18 protein-coding genes, 1 tRNA gene and 1 riboswitch are annotated in these 21145 nt (G+C 64.7%); of the genes, 11 read left to right on the plus strand and 8 right to left on the minus strand.

Annotated elements, in window-relative coordinates; all coding sequences use genetic code 11:
- Positions 1–18: 18 nt before the first annotated feature.
- The 7 genes from ACX1NL_RS10620 (at position 19) to ACX1NL_RS10650 (ending at position 7882) form a co-directional block, all read left to right on the plus strand.
- On the plus strand, positions 19–714 hold the full coding sequence (locus ACX1NL_RS10620) for a hypothetical protein (RefSeq protein ID WP_458898136.1): 696 nt from the start codon (positions 19–21) through the stop codon (positions 712–714).
- Positions 711–1949, plus strand: a complete 1239-nt coding sequence (locus ACX1NL_RS10625; protein ID WP_458898137.1) for a DUF418 domain-containing protein — start codon at positions 711–713, stop codon at positions 1947–1949. The genes ACX1NL_RS10620 and ACX1NL_RS10625 overlap by 4 nt, the downstream gene beginning before the upstream one ends.
- A gap of 111 nt (positions 1950–2060) precedes the next feature.
- Positions 2061–3767: an ABC transporter ATP-binding protein gene (locus tag ACX1NL_RS10630; protein ID WP_458898138.1), complete on the plus strand. Its 1707-nt coding sequence runs from the start codon at positions 2061–2063 to the stop codon at positions 3765–3767.
- Positions 3764–5719 carry an ABC transporter ATP-binding protein gene (locus ACX1NL_RS10635; protein WP_458898139.1) on the plus strand — a complete coding sequence of 652 codons (1956 nt, stop codon included), beginning with the start codon at positions 3764–3766 and terminating at the stop codon, positions 5717–5719. Before ACX1NL_RS10630 ends, ACX1NL_RS10635 begins: the two co-directional genes overlap by 4 nt.
- Before the next feature lie 20 nt (positions 5720–5739).
- Positions 5740–5949 (plus strand): hypothetical protein, encoded by a 210-nt coding sequence (locus ACX1NL_RS10640; RefSeq protein ID WP_181889189.1) that lies wholly within the window; start codon positions 5740–5742, stop codon positions 5947–5949.
- Positions 5950–6004: 55 nt separating this feature from the next.
- Positions 6005–6619, plus strand: coding sequence for a DUF1707 SHOCT-like domain-containing protein (locus ACX1NL_RS10645; RefSeq protein WP_202032101.1), 615 nt, complete (start codon positions 6005–6007; stop codon positions 6617–6619).
- Between the two features lie 21 nt (positions 6620–6640).
- The gene (locus tag ACX1NL_RS10650) at positions 6641–7882 is read left to right on the plus strand and encodes a pyridoxal phosphate-dependent aminotransferase (RefSeq protein WP_448230874.1); all 1242 of its coding nucleotides are present in this window, start codon (positions 6641–6643) and stop codon (positions 7880–7882) included.
- A 9-nt stretch (positions 7883–7891) separates the two neighbouring features.
- Here the strand turns inward: ACX1NL_RS10650 and ACX1NL_RS10655 are convergent, their stop codons facing one another.
- From ACX1NL_RS10655 to dcd, 4 genes are all read right to left on the minus strand, one after another.
- Entirely contained in the window at positions 7892–9415 is a 1524-nt protein-coding gene (locus ACX1NL_RS10655) for an ABC-F family ATP-binding cassette domain-containing protein (RefSeq protein ID WP_458898140.1), read from the minus strand.
- Between the two features lie 292 nt (positions 9416–9707).
- The gene (locus tag ACX1NL_RS10660; protein ID WP_458898141.1) at positions 9708–11246 is read right to left on the minus strand and encodes an FMN-binding glutamate synthase family protein; all 1539 of its coding nucleotides are present in this window, start codon (positions 11244–11246) and stop codon (positions 9708–9710) included.
- A gap of 80 nt (positions 11247–11326) precedes the next feature.
- Positions 11327–12655, minus strand: coding sequence for a UDP-glucose dehydrogenase family protein (locus ACX1NL_RS10665; protein WP_239306176.1), 1329 nt, complete (start codon positions 12653–12655; stop codon positions 11327–11329).
- A gap of 51 nt (positions 12656–12706) precedes the next feature.
- Positions 12707–13270: a dCTP deaminase gene (dcd, locus tag ACX1NL_RS10670; RefSeq protein ID WP_293831829.1), complete on the minus strand. Its 564-nt coding sequence runs from the start codon at positions 13268–13270 to the stop codon at positions 12707–12709.
- Between the two features lie 61 nt (positions 13271–13331).
- Here dcd and ACX1NL_RS10675 point away from each other — a divergent pair.
- Positions 13332–13402: transfer RNA gene (locus ACX1NL_RS10675), tRNA-Gly, on the plus strand.
- 29 nt (positions 13403–13431) lie between these two features.
- Here ACX1NL_RS10675 and ACX1NL_RS10680 read toward each other — a convergent pair.
- Positions 13432–14010 (minus strand): hypothetical protein, encoded by a 579-nt coding sequence (locus ACX1NL_RS10680; protein ID WP_458898142.1) that lies wholly within the window; start codon positions 14008–14010, stop codon positions 13432–13434.
- A gap of 16 nt (positions 14011–14026) precedes the next feature.
- Positions 14027–14161, minus strand: a riboswitch (SAM riboswitch).
- A 79-nt stretch (positions 14162–14240) separates the two neighbouring features.
- On the opposite strand from ACX1NL_RS10680, the gene ACX1NL_RS10685 reads away from it, so the two are divergent.
- A complete protein-coding gene (locus ACX1NL_RS10685) occupies positions 14241–15062 on the plus strand; it encodes an esterase/lipase family protein (RefSeq protein WP_458898143.1) in 822 nt (273 codons plus the stop codon).
- Positions 15063–15213: 151 nt separating this feature from the next.
- The gene (locus ACX1NL_RS10690; RefSeq protein WP_458898144.1) at positions 15214–16737 is read left to right on the plus strand and encodes an HNH endonuclease signature motif containing protein; all 1524 of its coding nucleotides are present in this window, start codon (positions 15214–15216) and stop codon (positions 16735–16737) included.
- Between the two features lie 61 nt (positions 16738–16798).
- Here the strand turns inward: ACX1NL_RS10690 and ACX1NL_RS10695 are convergent, their stop codons facing one another.
- The 3 genes from ACX1NL_RS10695 to ACX1NL_RS10705 all read right to left on the minus strand — a co-directional run bounded on the left by ACX1NL_RS10695 (position 16799) and on the right by ACX1NL_RS10705 (position 20821).
- Complete coding sequence (locus tag ACX1NL_RS10695) at positions 16799–17566, minus strand: hypothetical protein (protein WP_458898145.1); 768 nt, start codon at positions 17564–17566, stop codon at positions 16799–16801.
- Positions 17567–17848: 282 nt separating this feature from the next.
- Entirely contained in the window at positions 17849–19504 is a 1656-nt protein-coding gene (locus ACX1NL_RS10700; protein WP_458898932.1) for a VanW family protein, read from the minus strand.
- A 129-nt stretch (positions 19505–19633) separates the two neighbouring features.
- Positions 19634–20821, minus strand: a complete 1188-nt coding sequence (locus tag ACX1NL_RS10705; protein ID WP_458898146.1) for a glycoside hydrolase family 3 N-terminal domain-containing protein — start codon at positions 20819–20821, stop codon at positions 19634–19636.
- A 104-nt stretch (positions 20822–20925) separates the two neighbouring features.
- On the opposite strand from ACX1NL_RS10705, the gene ACX1NL_RS10710 reads away from it, so the two are divergent.
- The gene (locus tag ACX1NL_RS10710) at positions 20926–21135 is read left to right on the plus strand and encodes a DUF2613 family protein (RefSeq protein ID WP_239306170.1); all 210 of its coding nucleotides are present in this window, start codon (positions 20926–20928) and stop codon (positions 21133–21135) included.
- Positions 21136–21145: the final 10 nt, after the last annotated feature.

Below are 21145 nucleotides of genomic sequence, written 5' to 3' on the forward strand. Positions count from 1 at the left end.
GACGTAGGAGGATTTTCCATGCACACACTGAAAGCAACGCTGCGGGAGATCTTTTCCCGCCCCGCGACGCGCATCCTGCTCGCGTTTGTCGCGGCCGCCCTCATTCTCGGGCCCATGGCCGTCGCGATGCTCGTCGGCTCCAACGGTACAAGCACCGCAGACCCTGCAATGCTGCTCATCCCGGCCGCTTTGATGCTCCCTGTGGCGTTCGCCGCGGGCGCTTTCCCCGCTGGCAGCGCGCACTCGCGCGGCACGATCGGCTACGCCTACCTCGCGTCGAACCACCGCGGTTGGGAGCTCGCATGTCGCGTCGGAATCGCAGCTCTCGCCTGCATACTGACGGCGTTTGCCGCGTCGGCGATCGGGCTCGGCGGCGCGCACGTGTTTGTCGACAGCGTCGCTTTGGGAGGCGCCGACAGCGCAGATATGGTGCGCAGCCAGGCCGAGCTGTGGATCGTGTACCCACTACTCGCGGCCCTGACAGCCGTACTGCTCGGTTCGGGCACCGCGTCCTTCTTCGTCTGGGTCGTAGAGTCGCTCATTGTGGAGACTGCCCTCGGCGCGATCAACCAGCCGTGGGCCGCGGCCCTGGAAAAGCTCCTGCCGGGCGGCGCGGCCGGGAACGGCACGGCCGGCGTGGTCACTCTTGCGGTCTGGGTCGCGGTCCTTGCCGCCGCCGCGTACGCTGCCGTGCAGCGGAGGGCCGTGAAATGACCCTAAAAGAGAGCACAAGACATGCCGGTGAGCGCACCGCCGCCCGTCGGCGGTTCGTGGCCCCCGACCTCGCCCGCGGTTTCGCTTTAGTCGGCATCGCGATGGCCAACATAGTCACCGACTGGGACCCGGCGGAGGGTGTCGACCACGCGGCGGGCCTCGGCGGCTACAACGGCGACGGCACCGCGTGGGAGAAGCTGCTCGTCTTCCTAGAGACGCTCTTCGTGCATGTGCGCGGCCTACCCATGTTTGCCACCCTCCTCGGTGTTGGCATGGGCATGATCTTTGTCAGCCTCGAACGGCGCGGCTACCCGCTGCGCGCCCGGCGCGGGGTGCTCGCGCGCCGCTACGGGTTCCTGTTTCTGTTCGGTCTGGTGCATAAGACGCTGTTTTTCACCAACGACATCATGACGGCCTACGGCATCGCGGCACTCATCCTGTGCTTGTTCATCGGGTGGAGCGACAAGGCCCTCTACGCCCTCGCAGGTGCTGCGTTCGCCCTGAACGCGGTGCTTCGGGCACCTGGCGTATTCGCCGCGTTTTCGTCGACAGCGGAACCAATAGACGGCAGCCCCGCGCGCATCGTCGACCTCAGCGACCGCATAGCCGCGGGCCTGACCAACTTCTGGGTGTACCCGGCAATGGGCGTGATCGAGATGCTCGCCTTCTTCCCGCTTGTCGTGGTCGGGTTCGTCTGGGGCCGCCGCGGTATCTTCGGCGACGTCGACGGCAACTCCCGGATGCTCCGCGGGTGGGCGATTCTTGCAGCCGCAGTTATCGCGGCCGTCGGCATCCCATGGGGCTGTGCGGAAATCGGCGCGCTCGAACCCAGGTGGGCTACAGGGCTCAATGCCACCAACGAGCTCGTCGGCATGCTCACCGGCCCCGGCATTCTCGCCGCAATCTCCCTCGCGTGCCGGCCGTTGCAATCGCGTATCAACGCCTCCGGCTCCCTCCCGCACCTAGCCCAACCGCTAGTGGCGCTGGGGAAACGTTCCATGAGCGGCTACCTTGCGCAAACGATCCTCTTCATCCTGACAACCCAGCCCGCGTTCTGGTGGGTGACTCGCGATGCGACGATCGCCGGCAAGCTCGGTTGGGCGCTGGTTGTCTGGCTGGTTACGGTGGCTGGTGCGTGGGCGCTCGAGTGGGCCGGCAAGCCGGGGCCGTTCGAATGGCTGCACCGTCGTCTGTCGTACGGCAAAGACGGCCTGCCCGAGCACTACCCTGGCTAGGCTGTCCGGAGCAGACGCAGCCGGAGATCGCACTGCGCCTGCGCTCCCTTCGGCCCGTCGTTTCTCCCCCACCGGTCTACGATTGCCCCGGACAAAAAGAGAGGGGCACTCATGGATCTCATCCGCCTCACCGCACGCTTTGGCAGGCGGTACAGCGGCAAGATCGCACTGGTCATCGTGCTGCAGCTGGTCACCACGCTGGCCACGCTGTACTTGCCGGACCTGAACGCGGACATCATCAACAACGGCGTCGCCCAAGCGGACGTGCCGTACATCTGGCACACCGGCCGCACGATGTTGGTGGTGGCACTGGTGCAGATCGCGGCAGCGATCGCGGCGGTGTGGTTCGCCTCCCAGGTGGCCATGAACACCGGCCGGGACATCAGGGCCGCCGTGTACGACCGGGTATCCGATTTCGACAGCGAGGAGATGGCGCATTTCGGCGCCGCCACACTGGTCACGCGCGGCACGAACGATGTCCAGCAGGTGCAGATGACGTTCCTGCTGTTCATGAACTTCATGGTCGCGGCACCCATCATGGCTATCGGCGGCATCATCATGGCGCTGCGCCAGGACGCGGGCATGTCGTGGCTGGTGGTCACCGCGGTGCTCATTCTCGCGGTCGTGGTGGGGATCACCGCCGCGGTTCTGATGCCGCTGTTCAAGCGCATGCAGAAGAAGCTGGACGCGATCAACGGCCTGTTGCGCGAGCAGATCGCGGGTATCCGCGTGGTGCGCGCGTTCGGCCGTGAGGACCACGAGGCCGAGCGTTTCACGGAGGCGAACCACGACATCACCAGGCTGAGCCTGAACATCGGCCGGGTGTTCGTGACCATGTTCCCGGTGATCATGCTGATTTTGAACCTGGCCACGGCCGCAGTGCTGTGGTTCGGCGGCCACCGCGTGGACGAGGGCCTGGTGGAGGTCGGCTCGCTCACCGCGTTTATGCAATACCTGATGCAGATTCTCATGGCGGTGATGATGGGTGTGTTCATGCTGATGATGCTGCCGCGCGCCATCGTCTGCGCCGACCGCATCGAAGAGGTGCTCGGGCATGAGGTGAAGGCGCCGGTGACCGGAGGGGCGTCGATAGGCAAGGGCTCCGTGCGCTTCGAGGATGTCTCCTACACCTACCCGGGCGCGGAGAAGCCGGTGCTGGAGCACATCTCGTTTGAGGCGGCGCCGGGGACCACGACGGCGATCATCGGCTCGACGGGCAGCGGCAAGACCACGCTCGCTGGGCTTTTGCCCAGGCTGTACTCGCCGACTTCGGGGCGCGTGCTTATCGACGGCCATCCGGTCACCCACATCCCGCGCCAAGACCTGGTGGGGGCCGTCGCGATGGTGCCGCAGAAACCGTGGCTGTTTTCCGGCACGGTGGCGTCGAACCTGCGAATCGGCAACCCGGATGCCACGGATGATGAGCTGTGGGCGGCGCTGCGCGTCGCGCAAGCCGGGTTCGTGGAGGATCTGGACATGCCGATTGCCCAGGGCGGCACCAACGTCTCCGGCGGGCAGCGCCAGCGGCTGTGCATCGCGCGGATGTTCGTGGCGGATCCGAAGGTGTACGTCTTCGACGACTCGTTCAGCGCGCTGGACGCGACCACCGAAGCGAACCTGAATGCGGCGATGCGCGAGATCGTGCAGGACCGCACGGTGATTGTGGTGGCGCAGAAAGTGTCCTCGATCAAGCACGCGGACCAAATTTTGGTGATGGAGGCCGGGCGCATCGTCGCGCGTGGCACGCACGACGAGCTGCTGCAAACCAGCGAGACGTACCGGGAGATCGCGGCGAGCCAGGCGGAGGTGGACGCATGAGCAACCAGCACGGGTCCGAGCTGACCGACGACCAGCTCGCCGAATACGAAGAGAAGATGGCAGGCGACGAGTACTCCAACAAGGCGCCGCGTAAGGCCAAGCAGTTCTGGCCGTCCGCAAAACGCCTGCTGGGGCTGCTCGCGCCGTACAAAATGGCGCTGACGGCGGTGTTTGTCATGAACGCCGCGTCCGTGGTGCTGGCCGTGTACGCCCCGCGCGTGATGGGCCGGGCCATGGACGTGATTTTCTCCGGCGTGATGTCCAAGCACATGCCGCCGGGCACCACCAAGGAACAGGCGATCGAGGGCCTGCGCGCCGCGGGCCAGGACCGGTTCGCGGACATGGCCTCCGCGATGGAGCTCACCCCCGGCTCCGGCATCGACTTCGACCGCCTCGGCCAGCTCATCGTGCTGGTGGTGGCGCTGTACGCGGCGGCGTCGTTGCTGATGTGGGCGCAGGGCGCGATTTTAAACAAGCTGACCATGCGCGCGGTGTTCAACCTGCGCGAGCGGGTGGAGGCGAAGATCAACCACCTGCCGCTGCGCTACTTTGACACACGCCAGCGCGGCGATGTCATGTCGCGCACCACCAACGACGTGGACAACGTGCAGCAAGCGTTGCAGCAGTCCCTGTCCTCGCTGTTCAACGCAATCCTGACTGTGGTGAGCATCCTGGTGATGATGTTCGCCATCTCCTGGCAGCTAGCGCTGGTCGCGCTGCTGGCCATCCCGCTGACAGGCTTAGTCATGGGCCTGGTGGGCACGCGCAGCCAAAAGCAGTTCACCACCCAGTGGAAGGCCACCGGCGACGTCAACGGGCATGTTGAGGAATCCTTTTCCGGCCACGACGTGGCGGTCATTTTCGGGCGCACCGACGAGCTGCGCCGCACCTTTGACGAGCGCAACAACGAGCTCGCGGGCGCAGCGCAGAAGGCGCAGTTTTTGGCCAACTCCATGCACCCGACCATGCAGTTCATCTCGTACCTGTCGTACGTGGCCATCGCGGTGCTCGGCGGCGTGAAGGTCGCCTCCGGCAAGCTCACGCTCGGCGACGCCACCGCGTTTATCCAGTACTCCCGCCAGTTCAACCAGCCGCTCGGCGAGATCGCCGGCATGATGCAGATGCTGCAGTCCGGCGTCGCGTCCGCGGAGCGCGTCTTCGAGCTTCTCGACGCTGAAGAGGAACCCGAAGACAGCTCCCAAGCCCGCATCAACGGCCGCGCCGAGGGCCTGGTGGAGTTCCGCGATGTCTCCTTCTCCTACACCGACGAGCCTTTGATCCAGGACCTGAACCTGCGGGTGAAGCCCGGCCAGACCGCCGCGATTATCGGCCCCACCGGCGCCGGCAAGACCACGCTGGTGAACCTGATCATGCGCTTCTACGACGTCGATTCGGGCGCGATCACCCTCGACGGGGTGGACATCCGGGACTATTCCCGCGAGGACCTGCGCAACCAGATCGGCATGGTGCTCCAGGACGCTGTGCTGTTCAAGGGCACGATCATGGACAACATCCGCTACGGCCGGCTCGATGCCACCGACGAGGAGGTCATTGAGGCGGCGAAGGCCACCTACGTGGACCGCTTCGTGCGCTCGCTTCCGGACGGCTACGACACGGAAGTCGACCAGGACGGCGGGTCCGTCTCCGCGGGCGAGCGCCAGCTGATCACCATCGCGCGCGCGTTCCTGTCGCAGCCCGCGCTGCTGATCCTGGACGAGGCGACCTCGTCTGTGGACACCCGCACCGAGGTCATGGTGCAGCAGGCCATGAACGCGCTGCGGTCCAACCGCACCTCCTTTGTCATCGCGCACCGTCTGTCCACCATCCGGGACGCGGACGTGATCGTGGTGATGGAAGACGGCAGGATTGTGGAGCAAGGTTCGCATGCGGAGCTCGTCGCAAAGCAAGGTGCGTACTGGCGCCTGCACCAATCCCAGTTCAGCGGGGACTAAACGCGGGTAGCATCGGACGCATGACTGCAGAAAACGAAGGTCTGTACACCAGCATCGACACTCCGGCAGACGGCGCAGCTAACAAGGCTGCTTCAGCCGGTGCGGACAACCCGAACCAGGACATGGACACCAAGCCCCTCGGCGAGGGCGTGCACACCGTGGAAGAAGCCGAAACCCACGAGGACGACTCCCGCTGGAACGACGGCAAGCAGCCGCGCCCGCAGGACTAACCCCAATCCCCTCCCCGCGCCCCGGACGTGCATGACAGCCGTCCGGGGCGTTAGTATGTCCGGCGTGAGCACCCCATACGGCAACTTCAGAATCGGCGACCAGGAGCGCATGGACGCCATGGACACCCTCGGCCGCGCACTCGGCGAGGGCCGGCTCAACATGGGCGAGTTCGACGACCGCTGCCGGCAAGTCGCCGAGGCACAGGTCCACTCCGACCTCGATCCGATTTTGGGGGATCTGCCGCCGCAGCCGGCCGGAGGTGCCGTCGAGAGGCAAGAAGTGCACTCGGGCGATGTGTTTTACAGCGGCCGCGAGATCATGCAGGCGCGCCGCTCCGGCAAGCGCATGCGCGCAGGTGTCTTCTGGCTGGGCACGGTCGGCGCGCTCGGGCTGACCGCTTTGCACCCGGTTTTCCTGCTGATCATCCCCACCCTGTTCATCCTGCTGTACGTGATGAAGGTCGGCCCCGACTCCTGGTACACCCCCAGCCTGCGGCAGCTGGAGCAGCAGCGCCGCCAGGAGATCAAGCGCCGCCAGCTGGAGATCGAATCCGCCAAGGCGCACCAGCAGGCCATGATGCGGGTGCAGCGCAAGGATCAGTTCAACCAGCTGACCTCGGATGCGCTCGATGTCGCGCAAAACACGATAAACCGCTTCCGCAAGAACTAAAGAGGCCTACAGTGGTGTGGCATGAGTGAGCCACTGCAAAAGCACCGCCATTTCGACCAAGCGGACAAACTGAAGAACGTCTTCTACGACATCCGCGGGCCGGTGACCGCCACCGCGGAGAAGATGGAGCGCGACGGCCACACCATTTTGAAGCTCAACACCGGCAACCCGGCCGTCTTCGGCTTTGAGGCGCCGGACGTGATCATGCGCGACATGATTGCCAACCTGCCCACCTCCCAGGGCTACACCACCTCCAAGGGCATCACTTCGGCGCGGCGCGCGGTGGTCACGCGCTACGAGATGATCGACGGTTTCCCGCCCTTCGACATCGACGACGTCTACCTGGGCAACGGCGTGTCCGAGCTGATCAGCATGACCACTCAGGCGCTGCTCAACGACGGCGACGAGATCCTCATCCCCGCCCCCGACTACCCGCTGTGGACCGCCGCGTCCACGCTCGCCGGCGGCAAGGTCGTGCACTACATGTGCGACGAGGAGGACGACTGGAACCCCTCGCTCGAGGACATCCGCTCCAAGATCACCGACCGCACCAAAGCGATCGTGGTGATCAACCCCAACAACCCCACCGGCGCCGTGTACTCGCGGGAGGTGCTCGAAGGCATCGCCAACATCGCCCGCGAGCACGAGCTCATGGTGCTCGCCGACGAGATTTACGACCGCGTGCTTTACGACGGAGCTTCGCACATCTCCATGGCAGAGATCGCCCCCGACCTGCTGTGCATCACCTTCAACGGCCTGTCCAAGGCCTACCGGGTGTGCGGCTACCGCGCCGGCTGGATGGTGATCACGGGGCCGCGCCGCCGCGCCAAGGGCTTCATCGAAGGCCTTGATTTGCTGTCGGGCACCCGGTTGTGCGCGAACGTGCCCGGACAGCACGCCATCCAGGTGGCACTGGGCGGACGGCAGTCCATCTACGAGCTCACTGCCGAGGGTGGGCGCCTGCACAAGCAGCGCAACGTCGCAGTGCGGAAGCTCCGCGAGATCCCCGGTGTGTCCGTGGTGGAGCCGAAGGGTGCGCTGTACTGCTTCCCCAAGATCGACGCGGAGATGTACAACATCCACGACGACGAGAAGTTCATGCTGGACCTGCTCAAATCCGAAAAGATCCTGATGGTCCAGGGCACCGGCTTCAACTACCCCACCCCGGACCACTTCCGCGTGGTCACCCTGCCGTGGGCGTCGCAGTTGGAAAACGCCATCGAGCGCCTGGGCAACTTCCTGGCGGACTACCACCAGCACTAGGGATTCGTCCTACTGCAAGGTCTCAATGGTGACTTCGCGGGTGAGACCTATTCGCGCACAGAAATCCTCGTCATGGCTGACCAGGACGATCGCACCGGCGTAGCTGTCCAGTGCGGAGACGAGCCAGTCCACTGTGGAAATGTCGATATTGTTGGTGGGCTCGTCGAGAAGCAATAGCTTCGGGGCTGGGTGAGAAAGCAGGATACGGGCGAGCTCAACGCGGAATCGCTCCCCGCCAGACAGCGTGCCAACGGGGGCGTGCACGGTGTCGTTCTGAAACAGCAGCTGCGCAAGTTGGTCGCGGATATACTGCGGCTCTGCCTCGAGGTTGGTTTGCGTCACCAGCTCCAGCACCGTCAGCTCTGGGTTGAGCGTAATGCGCTGGCGAAGGTAACCCACGTCGTCGATGACGTAGCCTGCCTGCCCACTCGCGATGGAGTTGAGCAGCGTAGTCTTGCCACTTCCGTTAGGACCGGTAATGCGCACCCGCTCGGGACCTACGACTGTCAGTCCGGGAATGTCCAAGACCCGGGTACCATTGGGCAGCTCGGTGCCGGGCAAATCGATAAAGACAGCTTGATCATCGCGGACTTTTTCCTGGGCTTTGTTGTAGGCGGCGAGCGCGCCCTCCACCGCTCCTGCGTGGGCCGACCCCCGTCTCGCCGCAGTCTTTTCAGACCTGTCCTTGTCCAATCCCATCGCCATGCCGGGCTTGCGCTTCGAGGCGGCGAACTTCTTTCCACGGCGCGCATCCCGATCGATGCGTGTCTGCATCGCTTCCCGCTCCTTGACCTGCTTGCGGTGGTTCGCTTTTGCGTCCCTCACCCCGCGTATCGCTGATTCCTGCTCCTGCGCGAGCGTCTCCTTGTATGCGGAAAAGTTGCCGGAGAACATTCGCAGCCGGCCGTCGTGCAGCTCAGCAATTTCGGTGGCGCTCTGCAGCAAGTCGCGGTCATGACTTGCGACGAGCACAGGTACCGACGCCGCCTCCAGCACCCGTATGAGCTGCTCTTTCGCGTGGTGGTCGAGGTTGTTTGTTGGCTCATCCAAGACAACGAAGTCGGGGGCGCCGGAAAACAACGCGGCCAACGCTACCCGGACTGTTTCACCGCCGGAAAGCGTATTCAGGGTTCTATCCAAAGGCAGGTCGAGTCCATGCGCGGACAGTGTGGCGGTGATCTCTGCGGCGATATCCCACCGGTCACCGATGGTTTCGAACAGCTGGGGATCGAACTCCCCGGCCTCCACCGATGCAATTGCGTTGAGGATTTCAGTGGCTCCAAAAACATCAGCCACGGTGTCATCCGCCCGCAGCGTGAGGTCCTGCGGCAAGTACGCGATATTCGTGGGGCGTTCCACCGATCCACTCGTCGGTTCGAGCTGACCGAGGATGATCTTGATCAGGGAGGATTTACCGGATCCGTTGTCGCCGATTAACCCGGTAAGCCGACTATCAAATACGGCGTTCAGGCCTTCAAAGCACGTGGTTCCATTGGGCCACTCGAGAGAAATGTTGTTCAGGGAAATAGGCATGCTCATCTGTCTTTCTGGTTCGTGTTATGCGGAAACACGGAACGTGAGCACTGCCTACTCCTTCCCTCGGGGACGCGGTCTGTTCAGAAACTACGGTGAACCAGTGTGCGTGTCAAGCACTTTGCGTCCAATAAGTGACCAGACATGACGCTGATCTGCTAGTTCGTCGGTGGTTGTCTCCTGAGCGAACTAGCAGATCCGCGTTTTGGGGCTGGGTGGGGCCGGTTGAGCTTGGTTGGAGCTGGGGCCTGGGAGCTGGCCAGCCAGCCCACCCCAGGCCCACCACCGGCAGCTACGCCACGGGGCGGAAGGTGTCCGGGGAGGCAGCTTTCCAGTCGGGGGCCCAGACCGACGGGGCGTCGTCAAGCAATTGCCCCGGGCGCAGCCACTCGTAGATGGAGGCGTAGGAGCGCGACTCCGTCGGCGAGACGCTGCGGCGCAGCATGTCGGGGCGAAGCTCCGACGGATCGGAGACGCCCATGGAGGCCATGAGGCGCACGGCGGTGCTGACGGTGGTCTTGTGGAAGTTGTAGACCGCCTTGGACTTGTCCTCCACCACGATGGCGCGGTTGCGACGCGGGTCCTGGGTGGCAACGCCTGTCGGGCATTCACCGGTGTGGCAGCGCTGCGCCTGGATGCAGCCGGTGGCCATCATCATGGCGCGGGCGGAGTTGGTGTAGTCCGCGCCCTGGATCATGCGCATGACGATGTCGGAGCCGCCGGCGACTTTGCCGGAGGCGCCGATCTTGATCTGGTCGCGAAGCCCAGTGCCCACCAGCGCGTTGTGCATGAGCATCAGGCCGTGGGTCAGCGGCATGCCCATGTGGTCCTCGAAGTCGATGGGCGCGGCACCCGTGCCGCCTTCGGAGCCGTCCACCACGATGAAGTCGGGCGCGGTGCCGACCGCGCGGATTGCCTTGCAGATGGCGAGCACTTCTCGACGGCTGCTGACGCACATCTTGAACCCCGCCGGCTTGCCGCCGGAAAGCTCGCGCATCTGCGCGATGAACTCGATGAGCTCGACCGGGGTGCTGAACACGCGGTGGCCGGCCGGGCTGATGCAGTCCACGCCCATGGGCACGCCACGGATCTCCGAGACTTCCTTGTTGATCTTGTCCGCCGGCAGCACGCCGCCGATGCCCGGCTTGGCGCCCTGGCTGAGCTTCAGCTCCACCATCTTGACCTGGTCGTCCTGGGCCTTGTCGCGGAACTTGGCGGGGTCGAAGCCGCCGTCCTCGGTGCGGGCGCCGAAGTAGCCGGTGCCCATCTGCCAGATCAGGTCGCCGCCGTTTTCCTTGTGGTACGGGGAGATGCCGCCCTCACCGGTGTTGTGGGCGAACCCGCCCATGGCCGCACCCTTGTTCAGGGAGCGCACCGCGTTCTTGGACAGGGAGCCGAAGCTCATGGAGGACACGTTCAGCATGGAGATGGAGTACGGCTTGGTGCAGTCCTTGCCGCCCACGAGCGCGCGCGGCGGCTCGGCCGGCTCCTCCACCGGGGCGATGGAGTGCACGAGGTGCTCGTGGTTCGTGTCGTAGACGTCCTGGACGGTGCCGAACGACGTCTCGCTCTGCTTGCCCTTCGCGCGCTCGTAGATGGCGTTGCGCTGGTCGCGGTTGAAGGGGCGGCCGTCCCAGTCGCGTTCAATGAAGTACTGGCGCAGCTCCGGACCGATGTCCGTGAGCAGGTAGCGCATGTGCCCTAAAACGGGGTAGTTGCGCAGGACCGGGTACTTGGTTTGTGTGAGGTCGTGGATGGCGACGCCACCCAGCGCCGCGGCGGCAGCGCCCAGGGCGCCCTTGGCAAACTTTCCTGACTTCTCCTTGGACATGCGGACTATCATGCCCCACTCAGCCAGAAATACTAAGACGGGCACACCCTGCAGGTATGCCCGAATTAGGTACTACGAAACTACAGGCTCCGGCCGAGGGCGCGGAGCTGCCAGCCCGCCTGCTGCCACTGCTGGATGTTGAGGACGTTTCGCCCGTCGATAAGCAATTGCTTGTCGACGAGCTCCGCCGCCCACCGCGGATCCATCTCCTTGAACTCCTGCCACTCGGTGGCGAGGATGACCAGCTCCGCGCCGCGCAGTGCGTCCTCGAGGCTGGTTGCGTAGTCGAGGGTGGGGAAGACCTTGCGGGCGTTGTCCATACCCTGCGGGTCGTAGACGCGCACGCTTGCGCCGGCGAGCGAAAGCTGGCCGGCCACAGCGAGCGCCGGCGAGTCGCGCACGTCGTCGGAGTTCGGCTTGAACGCGGCACCGAGCACGGTGATGTTGCGGCCGATGACGCTGCCGAGCTCCTCGCGGGCCAGGTCAATCACGCGCTGGCGGCGGCGCATGTTGATCGCGTCGACCTCACGCAAGAACGTCAAAGCTTGGTCGGCCCCGACCTCGCCGGCGCGCGCCATGAACGCGCGGATGTCCTTGGGCAGACACCCGCCGCCGAAACCGAGACCCGCGCCGAGGAATTTGCGGCCGATGCGGTCGTCGTAGCCGATGGCGTCCGCCAGCTGGGTGACATCCGCGCCGACGTTCTCACAGACCTCGGACACGGCGTTGATGAAGGAGATCTTCGTGGCCAAAAACGCGTTGGCGGAGACTTTCACCAGCTCCGCGGTCTGCAAATCCGTCACGATGAACGGGGTGTTGTTTTCCAGTGGTGTGGCGTAGACCTCGCGGGCGATCTCCTCTGCTCGGGAGTTCTCGGCGCGGTGGCCTAGCACGATGCGGTCCGGCTCGATAGTGTCTTTGACCGCGTAGCCTTCGCGGAGGAACTCCGGGTTCCACGCGATCTCCACTTGGCCTTTGTTGCCGTTGGCGGCGGCGAGTGCGTCGGCGCGTTCCTGCAGGGCGGCGGCGGTGCCGACCGGGACGGTGGACTTGCCCAGGATCAGGTGCTCGCCTTCGAGCTGGGGTACCAGATCGTCGATGACGGCCTCAACGTAGCGGGTATCGGCCGCGTAGGAGCCGCGCTGCTGCGGGGTGCCCACACCGATGAAGTGGACGTTCGCAAACGCGGCGGCCTCGGCGTAGTCCGTCGTAAAGCCAAGGCGACCTGCTTCGATGTTGCGCTCGAGCACCTCGGGCAAGCCCGGCTCGTAAAAGGGCACCTTGGAGTTCTTCAGCGCCTCGATTTTGGTTTCATCAACGTCTACGCCCAGCACCTCGTGGCCGAGTTCAGCCATGCACGCCGCGTGCGTCGCCCCGAGGTAACCAGTGCCAATCACAGTCATCCGCATAAGTGGCCATTATGCCGTGGAGCGGCGACGTCGGCAGGGTGAAGAACGGATTTACTGGAAGTTCAGGTACGCCTTCGACGGGGTGGGGCCGCGCTGGCCTTGGTACTTCGAGCCGAGCTTGCCGGAGCCGTACGGGGTGTCCGCGGGCGAGGTCATGTTGAACAGCGCGAGCTGGCCGACCTTCATGCCCGGCCACAAGACGATGGGCAGGTTGGCCACGTTGGACAGCTCGAGCGTGATGTGGCCGGAAAAGCCCGGGTCGATGAAGCCCGCGGTGGAGTGCGTGAGCAGGCCCAAGCGGCCAAGGGAGGACTTGCCCTCCAAGCGGCCGGCCAGGTCCGTCGGCAAGGTGAAGCACTCCAGGGTGGAGGCGAGCACGAACTCGCCGGGGTGCAGGACAAAGGCGTCGCCGTCCGGCACCTCGACGAGCGTGGTCAGATCCGGCATCTCCTGCTTCGGGTCGATGTGCGTGTACTTCGAGTTGTTGAAAACACGGAAGAACTTGTCAATGCGCACATCGATCGAACTCGGCTGAATGAGCTCGGCATCGAACGGCTCGATACCGAGGTGGCCGGAGTCAATGGCATCGCGGATGTCGTGATCTGAAAGCAACACGAATCAGAGTGTACTTCCCTGTTTTGGGCCGCGAATCCGTGGTGCTAAAGTTGGCAGAGCTGCCGGCGTAGTTTAGTGGTAGAACATCAGCTTCCCAAGCTGAGAGTGCGAGTTCGATTCTCGTCGCCGGCTCTCTTTTCTTTTTGGGGGCTTCCTCGGATCTAGCTTTCCGTGGTGCACGGCGTCAGCGGCTTCTTGCTCAGCAACACCGCGCGGTACCTCCCATTCTCCGTTTTGAAGCGCAGGATGTTCCAATCCGGGTTGTACTCCTCCGCCAGCGCAAGTTCCTCGGGGTCGTGGTTATAGCCGGTGACGTTCTCCTCCCCCACTGCGCTGCGGAAACGGAAGGTGAGCTTCGTGCCGTCCTGCTCCGCCGCCTCGACGGGGAACCAGGAGTGCTTCAGGTTCATGGCGCGAAGCACCGGGATGTAGTGGTTTTTGTGGCCTTCGGCCTGCCTGTCGCACTCTTTGTAAGTGCATTCACGGCGTCCGGCCGGCTGCTTGGGCAGCGGGACAACGGCATCCCCGACGCGGATCGCGCCCGCTTTCGGCGAGTAGTCGAACTTCGGGCCAGTGTTACCCACGAAACGGGCCGCTTCCATCGGGCTGTCGAACTTTGCGACGACACTTTCGCCCGTCTCATCGAGCGTGAACGCGAACGTAGTTCCGCTCATGTGGGCCAGGGTGGCAGGGGTCCAGTCGGTGGGCATGTTGGGCATGTCGTTCATGTCGGAGGACATGGTTGATCTCCTTTGAGAATCGCACTTCCGGCGCGGCGGTTGCCCGTGCCGGCGGATCTTCTCCCGGGGGCACCGTGCGCGATGTGCGCGGTTGCCAGCCGACGAGCCGGGAGGCTTTCCCCTTATGCAGGGTGCGTCGGACTTCTTGATCCAGGAACAGACAATAACAGACCGCTTGGTCTACCGCAAGTGGGGACCGGAGGACGTCGATAAGCAATATGCTCAAAAGGATGAAACTCAGCAGCGCGATGATGACACTGGCGGCCGGGTACGGGGCGGTGCGCGGGCTGCAAAACCGCCCGCCGATGCCGTTCAACGACCGGAATTTTCAGCCCACACACCCCACGCCGGTGATGTACGTGCACGGGATCAACTCGCGCACCGCGGCGTTTGAAGCGAACGCACAAAGGCTGAAAGAGCAGGGGTTTTGGGTCTGGGGCTACGACTACGGCGACATGATCGCGCCCGGCTTTTTCGGCGCCGGCGACTTGAATTCGATCGTGGGGGATGTGGAAGAGCACGTGGACCGCGTGCTGCGGAAAACCGGCGCGGACCAGGTGGATATTGTGGCGCACTCGCAAGGCGCGCTGATGACCAAGCTGTTCATCTCGCGCGGAGGCGCGGCGAAGGTGCGGCGCGTGGTGGCGATGGGCGGCAACTTCCACGGCACCGACTTCCGCGGGATGGCAGGACAGATGGGCGCGTTCGCCTCGAAGCACCCGCACTTCACCGCGCTGCTCGCCCCGGGGGCGGCGCAGCAGCTCGCGGGTTCCGCCTGGTTGCGCGAGTTTGCGAGCGGCCCGGACACCGCGCCGGGGATCGTGTACACCTCCATCTACTCGCCGGCGGACACAGTGGTTACGCCGACATCCACGTCGATGCTCGAGGCCGGCCCGGATGCGGACGTGGCGAACATCGACTCCGGGCAGTGGTACGACGGCTACGCGCCCTACCACTCGCTCATGCCGCGCGACCCTCTCTATGCGAACCTCACCGCGTGGGGGCTGCTGCGCGAGGTGGGCGACCATGTGCCGCCTGCACATTTTGAGTGAGCACCTATTGCTTATCGACGAGCTAAAGTTGCTGGCTGTCGGGGGTTATTCGAACGTGTGTTTGGTTTTGTGGCGGTCGTGTCGGAGGCGTGTCATAGCTTATGCATTGTTCATTCGTTGACAGTGCGTTTCCGGAGGGAGGGATGCGGCCATGACCACGGTGATTGACCACCACGTGGACCAGCTCGTCGATAGCCTGAAGGCTCTCGAGGCACTGATGATGCAGCCCGAATCCCTCCACCTGTTGTCCACACACCAGGCGATGGAGCGGTTGCACGCGGCGCTGCCGTTGCTGTCCAACGCGAACATCGCGTTTGCGCACCTGTGCGAGCGCGATGGGGCGGGCCGGCTGGTCGGCGCGAACCACCCAGTGGAGTACCTGACCAAGCAGCTCGGTCTCCCGCGGGCCGACGCCTTTAGCCTGCTCAACCAGGCGAAGACGATGTTCGGCGAGGTCGAAGTGCCGACGCCGCCGTCGGATCCGCTGATGGACGAGGAGGAACGCGAGAAGCAGGCCAAGGAAGAAGAGCGCCGCAAGGAGGAAGCGCGCAAGGCCAAAGAGCGCGCCCGGAAGGCCGCGGCGAAGGCCAACGCGGAGAAGAAGCGCATCATCGAGCGGGCGCTGATGCAGCTCAACGAACACTCGGACCCGGGCCGCGACGAGATCTACGCGCAGGCGCTCGAGGCGGCGGAGACGATGTCCGCGGAAGAGCTGCGGAAGCACGTGAACACACTGGTCAAGCGCGCCAACCGCAAGGGTCAGGACTACGAGGGCAACAAAGATCCACTCGCCGCGTTTAAGAAGCGCACCATGATCTTCGGCGAGGAAGACAGCGACGGCGGTTCCTGGGGGCAGATCTACTTCGACAAAGCCAGCCGCGCCGCGTTCGAGGCCGCGCTGGCCGCCGGCGAGGCACCCGGGGCAAACCTGCCGCCCGGCGCCGAGGACAAGCGCACCCGCGGGCAGCGGCGGTTCGACCAACTCATGGACATTGTTGGCGACCACGCGAACTCCTCCGCTGCAGCGCGCAAGGGCATCGGCACCGTGGTAATGACGCTGACGCTGGAAGACCTCATGGGGGCGGACGCCTACACCGAGTTCGCCACCAACACCTCTGTTTCCTTAACCGCGTTGGACATGGTCCGGCTCGGGTTGGCGGGCGATTCGTTTGCCCTGCAGCTGGACTCGTGCACCGGGGTGCCTCTATCTCTCGGGCGGGCGCGGTTGGCCAGCGTGGAGCAGAAACTGGTGCTTTTGGCCATGCAGCAGGTGTGCGCCTGGACCGGATGCACCAAGCCAGGCGTGCAACTGGAAGCCCACCACATCCAGTCGTACCTGCACGGCGGGTTCACAGACCTGGAAAACCTGGTCCTCCTGTGTCGCGAGCACCACATGTGCAACAACGACAACAGGGACGGCGCCGGCGGCAAGGGGCACTTCGAGAAAGACCCCTCCACCTGGGACGTCACCCACCACCCCGCCGATGGCGGGCCACCGACGCCGACCACAACACATCAGTACCAGGAATCGCCTGGTCAGAGGACTATTCGGCGAGTGCGGAAGAAATACCCCGCGTTCGACGACCCTCCGAACCAGACCACTACCGACCCGCCGTTATTTGATCTCGGCGACGAGTCCAGGGCCGGCCCCGACCGGGGTGGTAACACAGCGTGAGAATCGGCGCTGCGCGCACATGGCAGGGCACCAACTGCACCCTGCCATCCGTACTGCACAGTCAGCTCCTAGTCATCTTCTCCACATCGCAAACCGGGGCATCCCACCCCTCTGGGACGGGAAGTCCGAAGTCCTCAATTAGCACACGAACTGCTTCGTCTGGACAGTCGCGCACAACCGCCGCGGTTTGAATTCGACGCCACTTCTCCCGGGCGTTCTGGAGTTGTTGTTGCCAGCGGGCATTGTCGACATCGAGGTCGAATTCGACCCTCAATGCTTCAAGGACGTCCTCAAGACAGGGCCGGAAACGAGGACCCCCGGTAGGAAAATGAAAATCCGAAAGGAGGGTGCCACGCTTGAAATACGTGTTCACCTGCGCCGATTTTTGTGTATCAAGCTTGGCCGCAAATCCCAGTAAGTGCGTGAATTCATCTCGATGCGCATGCACATGGAAATGAGAGGTTGGGTATTTGCGACTGCTCCCCCGCAGGTATTCAACACGAAACAGCGGGTCCAACCCCGGTTGCGCGTATGGGTGAACGGCAAAACTCGAACTCTCAACAGCTAGAAACCGTCTAGTCGTATCCCACGAACAGCGGTACTCAGGTTTAATTCCGATGACTGCCTTCCCCTTGGACAGCAGCGGAAGGATACCCGGCCGCTCATTCTGCTGCTCGAATCGTATCGAGACCGATACGCCGCGCCCAGCATCCAGCCAGCTGTATTCAAACGGCGGACACGAGCCAGCAAAGGCGGAGAGCGACGCAGAAAGTTCGCGGTCGAATTCTTTTACCGCGTTCTCGAGACTTCGACCTCCCAAATCAGCCATTGAGAAGCCACCGAAGTTCCCGGATACGCTCCCAAACCGCCTGCTCTCGTGGCGAGAGATCGAAGAATCGAGCACGCTCTTCAAAATTCTCGATTCCACCGTCCACGCTTCGTTCAAGTCTGTGTAGTTCTCCGCGAGCCTCCTGCGGCGTCAGGTGTCTCATCAAGGGTGCTGACATTTTGGCCTCCTTACCCAACTACCTTTTCGCTAATTGTTCCACGTCCCCCGATGCATTTGCGCGAATTAGCACCCCGTATCGAACATTAGTTCGCACGCGAACCGCTAACCGCAGCGCACGATCGGCTGCGGGTCGTACACCGTGGTCTGGGTCTCCCGGCTGAGCTCGTTTCCGGCAAGGTCGTAGATGATGCGGGTGTCAGAGGTGGTGAAACCAGGCGCGCCCGAAGACGGCGCACAGTTCGAGCCGGAGACGTTCACCGGCTGCGGCTGCGTCTGCGCCCACCGGCCGCCGTTGACGGACTCGACGGTCACGGTCTTGACGCCCATCAGGCTCACCGTGACCTCCCCGCCGCCGACGCTGGTGGCGATGCGCACCGGGTACGGGCTGTCGTTGCGGAACTGCAGATCGATCGCGCCCTCGTACACAGTTGCCTCGCGGCCGGCCGGGTATCGGGAGATGTAGTAGGAGTGCGGCATGTGCGCCACATCCGTCATGCCGGCAAAGTAGGAGGCGTTGTACAAGGTGGTGGCGAACTGGGAGATGCCGCCGCCGACCGCGGTGTCCGCTCGCCCGTTGAGGATGATGCCGGACTCCACGTACCCCTGAGCGGGGCCGCGCGGGCCGGTGTAGCCGTTCAGGGAGAAGGTCTCGCCCGGGTTCACGATCGCCCCGTTGACGGTCTGGGCTACCAGCGCAATGTTGGTGCCGGACGCGCCCGAGTAGCCGCTGGTGGTGAACGAGCCGACCACGTCGTTGAAGGTCGCGTTTTGCGCCTGTTCAGTGGTGAACTGCGCGGGCACGTCCTTGTACACCGCGTCCCAGGCGCGGGGCTCGTCGCCGGTCAGGCGCTTTTCAAAGCCGGCCAGGGTGGCGTCCCAGTCCACCACGGAGCCGTCGACGGACGGCTCAATCCCGCCGCCGGCAAGCACGCGGGCGTTTTTGCCCTCCACCTCGGTCTCCGCGAGCTGGTCACCCAGGATGGTGCGCGTGGCATCCAGGTTCACCTCGGGTGTGATGCGGCCTTCCACTGCGGGGAACTGCACGATCTCGCCGATGCGGTCCTGCGGCACGGCGGCGGCGACGCCGTCCTTGCCGGTGACCGTGACCGGGCCGTCCAGGGCGGCGCGCACGGGGCCGCCGAGCGCGGCCTTCATGGCGTCGTCGTTGATGGCGGGCTGCGTCTGCGACGGCTCCACCTCCACGCCGTCCGGGTTGAGCCAGCCGGTGGTCACCTCGTCGCGCAGCGTGGCGCGGTCCACGTCCTGGCCCAGCTTCGGGTCGGTGGTTTCGGCCTTGCCGCCCTGCACACGGATGGTGCCGTCGACGGGTTCCACGTGCAGCTCGTCGGTCATGCGGTCGAGCTGGCCGCCCAGGGCTTTGTCGTCGACGGTCGGAACGACGTCCACTTCGCGGGTGGTGAACAGCCCGCGGAGGCGCTCGACAGGGTTGGCGGTCTCGATGCCGGCGGCGTCCACTGTGGCGTCGAAGTCGATGCCCAGGCCGGACTTCGCCGGGATGAACTCGGTTGCCTTCTCCCCCGCCTTGACTGGAACAGCCTTGTCGGCGACGCCGCCAAGTTCAGCCTGGAGCTTCTCGCGTGCCTCGTCCGGCGCCATCGCACCGATGTCCACGCCGCCCACCTGGGTGCCGCGGGGGACGTTGCCCCGGTGGGTAGCCAGATCCGCCAGATAGATCGCGAGCGCCACGGCGAGGATGCCTAAGAGCACACCTAGCGTGATTTTGGCTCCGCGGCCCATCACGCCCGGCCCGCTTTTGGCGGTGCCTGCGCGTCCTTTCCTGTGCGAGGTCGCCTTTACCGTAGTCACGCGCCCCACAATAATGCAGATCTTTGATCACTCATAGCCGTGGAAGCGCTACAAGCCCGCCTACAAGCCCACGTCAATGAGCTGCTGCTGCGCCCTGGTTGCGGCCTCGTCCACGCGGGCTTCAGGGATGTAGCCGTTGTGCACGCACCACACGATGTGGTCGATGATGCCGGGCAGGTCCGCGCCGGAGGACCACAGCGCCTGGTCCGCGCCGGAGCCGATCGCCCTGGCCACGGCGTCGCGAGTGGGGGCATAGTCCAGAATGCCGCGCATGCCGGACAGGTCGTCGGTGACCACCACGCCTTCGAAGGGCACCCCGCCCGGGTAGTCGCCGGTGCGCAGCAGCCGGTAGGTGTCCGGGTTCATGGAGCTGGGCACGCCGTCCGGGCCAAGGCCGGGGACGATCATGTGGCCCATCATCACGCTCGCGCGCGGGTACTGTTCCAGCAGCGGGCCGTAGGGGCGCAGGTCCAGCTCGCGCATCTGGTCCAGCGGCGGGGTAACGGCCAAGTGGTGGTGCGTGTCCCCGGAGGCGCGCCCGTGGCCGGGGAAGTGTTTGAACGTCGGGGTCACCCCGGCGTCGATAAGCCCCTGCGAGAACAGCCCGGCGACGCGCACGACCTCGTCGGGGTTGCCGTGGAAGGAGCGGTCGCCCACGATGTCCAGGCCGTTGACGTCCAGGTCCAGCAGCGGTGCGTAGTCCACGTTGATGCCGTGGGCGCGCAGGGATCGGCCGATGTCGTAGCCGGTGCCGCGGATCACCTCGGGCGGCTGCCCGGCGAGCGCGCGCGGCGGCATGAACTCGCCGAGGACCTGCGTGTGCCGCTGCACGCGGCCGCCCTCGAAGTCGATGGCGACGCTGAACGGCCGGTGGTACTGGGCGCGCAGGGCGTTGATGTCGCGGCCCACCTCGGTCAGCAGCGCCGGGTCAGCCCAGCTGGGGATGATCAGCCCGCCGACACCCTGGTCAAGCGCAAACCGCGCCTGATCGTAGTTGGCCACGCCGACCACCATGAGCGAAGCAACCTTTTGCCGCAGGTCGTCCGGCACGCGCTGCTGCGCGGGCGACAAGGGTGCGGGCGCGGCCGGGGGCGAAGTAGGCGGCACCATCTCGGGGGCTTCTTGCTTGTCGACGTCCTCCCGGCCCGCAACCGCAGTCTCCAAAACCGCCGACTCAGCAGCGTTGTCCTCTTGCTGTTGCGTGCATCCGGCGAAGCTGATCGTCGATAGGCAAACAAGTGCGAGCAATGCCGCACCTGTCCGAGCCCGCATAGACCATTCCCCTTGTCGCCTGTTTCAAACCCTGTTTCAAACCACAGCCACTGTACCCGCTGCTGGTAGGCTTCTCCGACATGTCCCACCGAGTATTTGCCCTGCCGGCGTCGCTTGCCCGGCGCGCCACCGCGCCCGTTTTGGCCAGCACGGTCGTTGGCGTGGTGCTCGGTGTGGTGGGGGTGCTCGGCATCGCATCCGTGTCCGGGCAGTCCACGGTGCCGCAGGGTTCGGCGGTGCCGGCGGATGAGGCGGTTCTCGGCGGGCCGGAGTACGGCTCGAGGAAGTAGGCGCTGGTGC

It is taken from the genome of Corynebacterium sp. CQ3829_602738, from assembly GCF_054478435.1.

What these genes read in the sequence shown, in the direction of transcription:
- ACX1NL_RS10620 (WP_458898136.1), top strand. Translation starts at nt 19, where the DNA reads ATGCACACACTGAAAGCAACGCTGCGGGAGATCTTTTCCCGCCCCGCG.
- ACX1NL_RS10625 (WP_458898137.1), top strand. Translation starts at nt 711, where the DNA reads ATGACCCTAAAAGAGAGCACAAGACATGCCGGTGAGCGCACCGCCGCC.
- ACX1NL_RS10630 (WP_458898138.1), top strand. Translation starts at nt 2,061, where the DNA reads ATGGATCTCATCCGCCTCACCGCACGCTTTGGCAGGCGGTACAGCGGC.
- ACX1NL_RS10635 (WP_458898139.1), top strand. Translation starts at nt 3,764, where the DNA reads ATGAGCAACCAGCACGGGTCCGAGCTGACCGACGACCAGCTCGCCGAA.
- ACX1NL_RS10640 (WP_181889189.1), top strand. Translation starts at nt 5,740, where the DNA reads ATGACTGCAGAAAACGAAGGTCTGTACACCAGCATCGACACTCCGGCA.
- ACX1NL_RS10645 (WP_202032101.1), top strand. Translation starts at nt 6,005, where the DNA reads ATGTCCGGCGTGAGCACCCCATACGGCAACTTCAGAATCGGCGACCAG.
- ACX1NL_RS10650 (WP_448230874.1), top strand. Translation starts at nt 6,641, where the DNA reads ATGAGTGAGCCACTGCAAAAGCACCGCCATTTCGACCAAGCGGACAAA.
- ACX1NL_RS10655 (WP_458898140.1), bottom strand. Translation starts at nt 9,415, where the DNA reads ATGCCTATTTCCCTGAACAACATTTCTCTCGAGTGGCCCAATGGAACC.
- ACX1NL_RS10660 (WP_458898141.1), bottom strand. Translation starts at nt 11,246, where the DNA reads ATGTCCAAGGAGAAGTCAGGAAAGTTTGCCAAGGGCGCCCTGGGCGCT.
- ACX1NL_RS10665 (WP_239306176.1), bottom strand. Translation starts at nt 12,655, where the DNA reads ATGCGGATGACTGTGATTGGCACTGGTTACCTCGGGGCGACGCACGCG.
- ACX1NL_RS10680 (WP_458898142.1), bottom strand. Translation starts at nt 14,010, where the DNA reads ATGTCCTCCGACATGAACGACATGCCCAACATGCCCACCGACTGGACC.
- ACX1NL_RS10685 (WP_458898143.1), top strand. Translation starts at nt 14,241, where the DNA reads ATGAAACTCAGCAGCGCGATGATGACACTGGCGGCCGGGTACGGGGCG.
- ACX1NL_RS10690 (WP_458898144.1), top strand. Translation starts at nt 15,214, where the DNA reads ATGACCACGGTGATTGACCACCACGTGGACCAGCTCGTCGATAGCCTG.
- ACX1NL_RS10695 (WP_458898145.1), bottom strand. Translation starts at nt 17,566, where the DNA reads ATGGCTGATTTGGGAGGTCGAAGTCTCGAGAACGCGGTAAAAGAATTC.
- ACX1NL_RS10700 (WP_458898932.1), bottom strand. Translation starts at nt 19,504, where the DNA reads ATGGGCCGCGGAGCCAAAATCACGCTAGGTGTGCTCTTAGGCATCCTC.
- ACX1NL_RS10710 (WP_239306170.1), top strand. Translation starts at nt 20,926, where the DNA reads ATGTCCCACCGAGTATTTGCCCTGCCGGCGTCGCTTGCCCGGCGCGCC.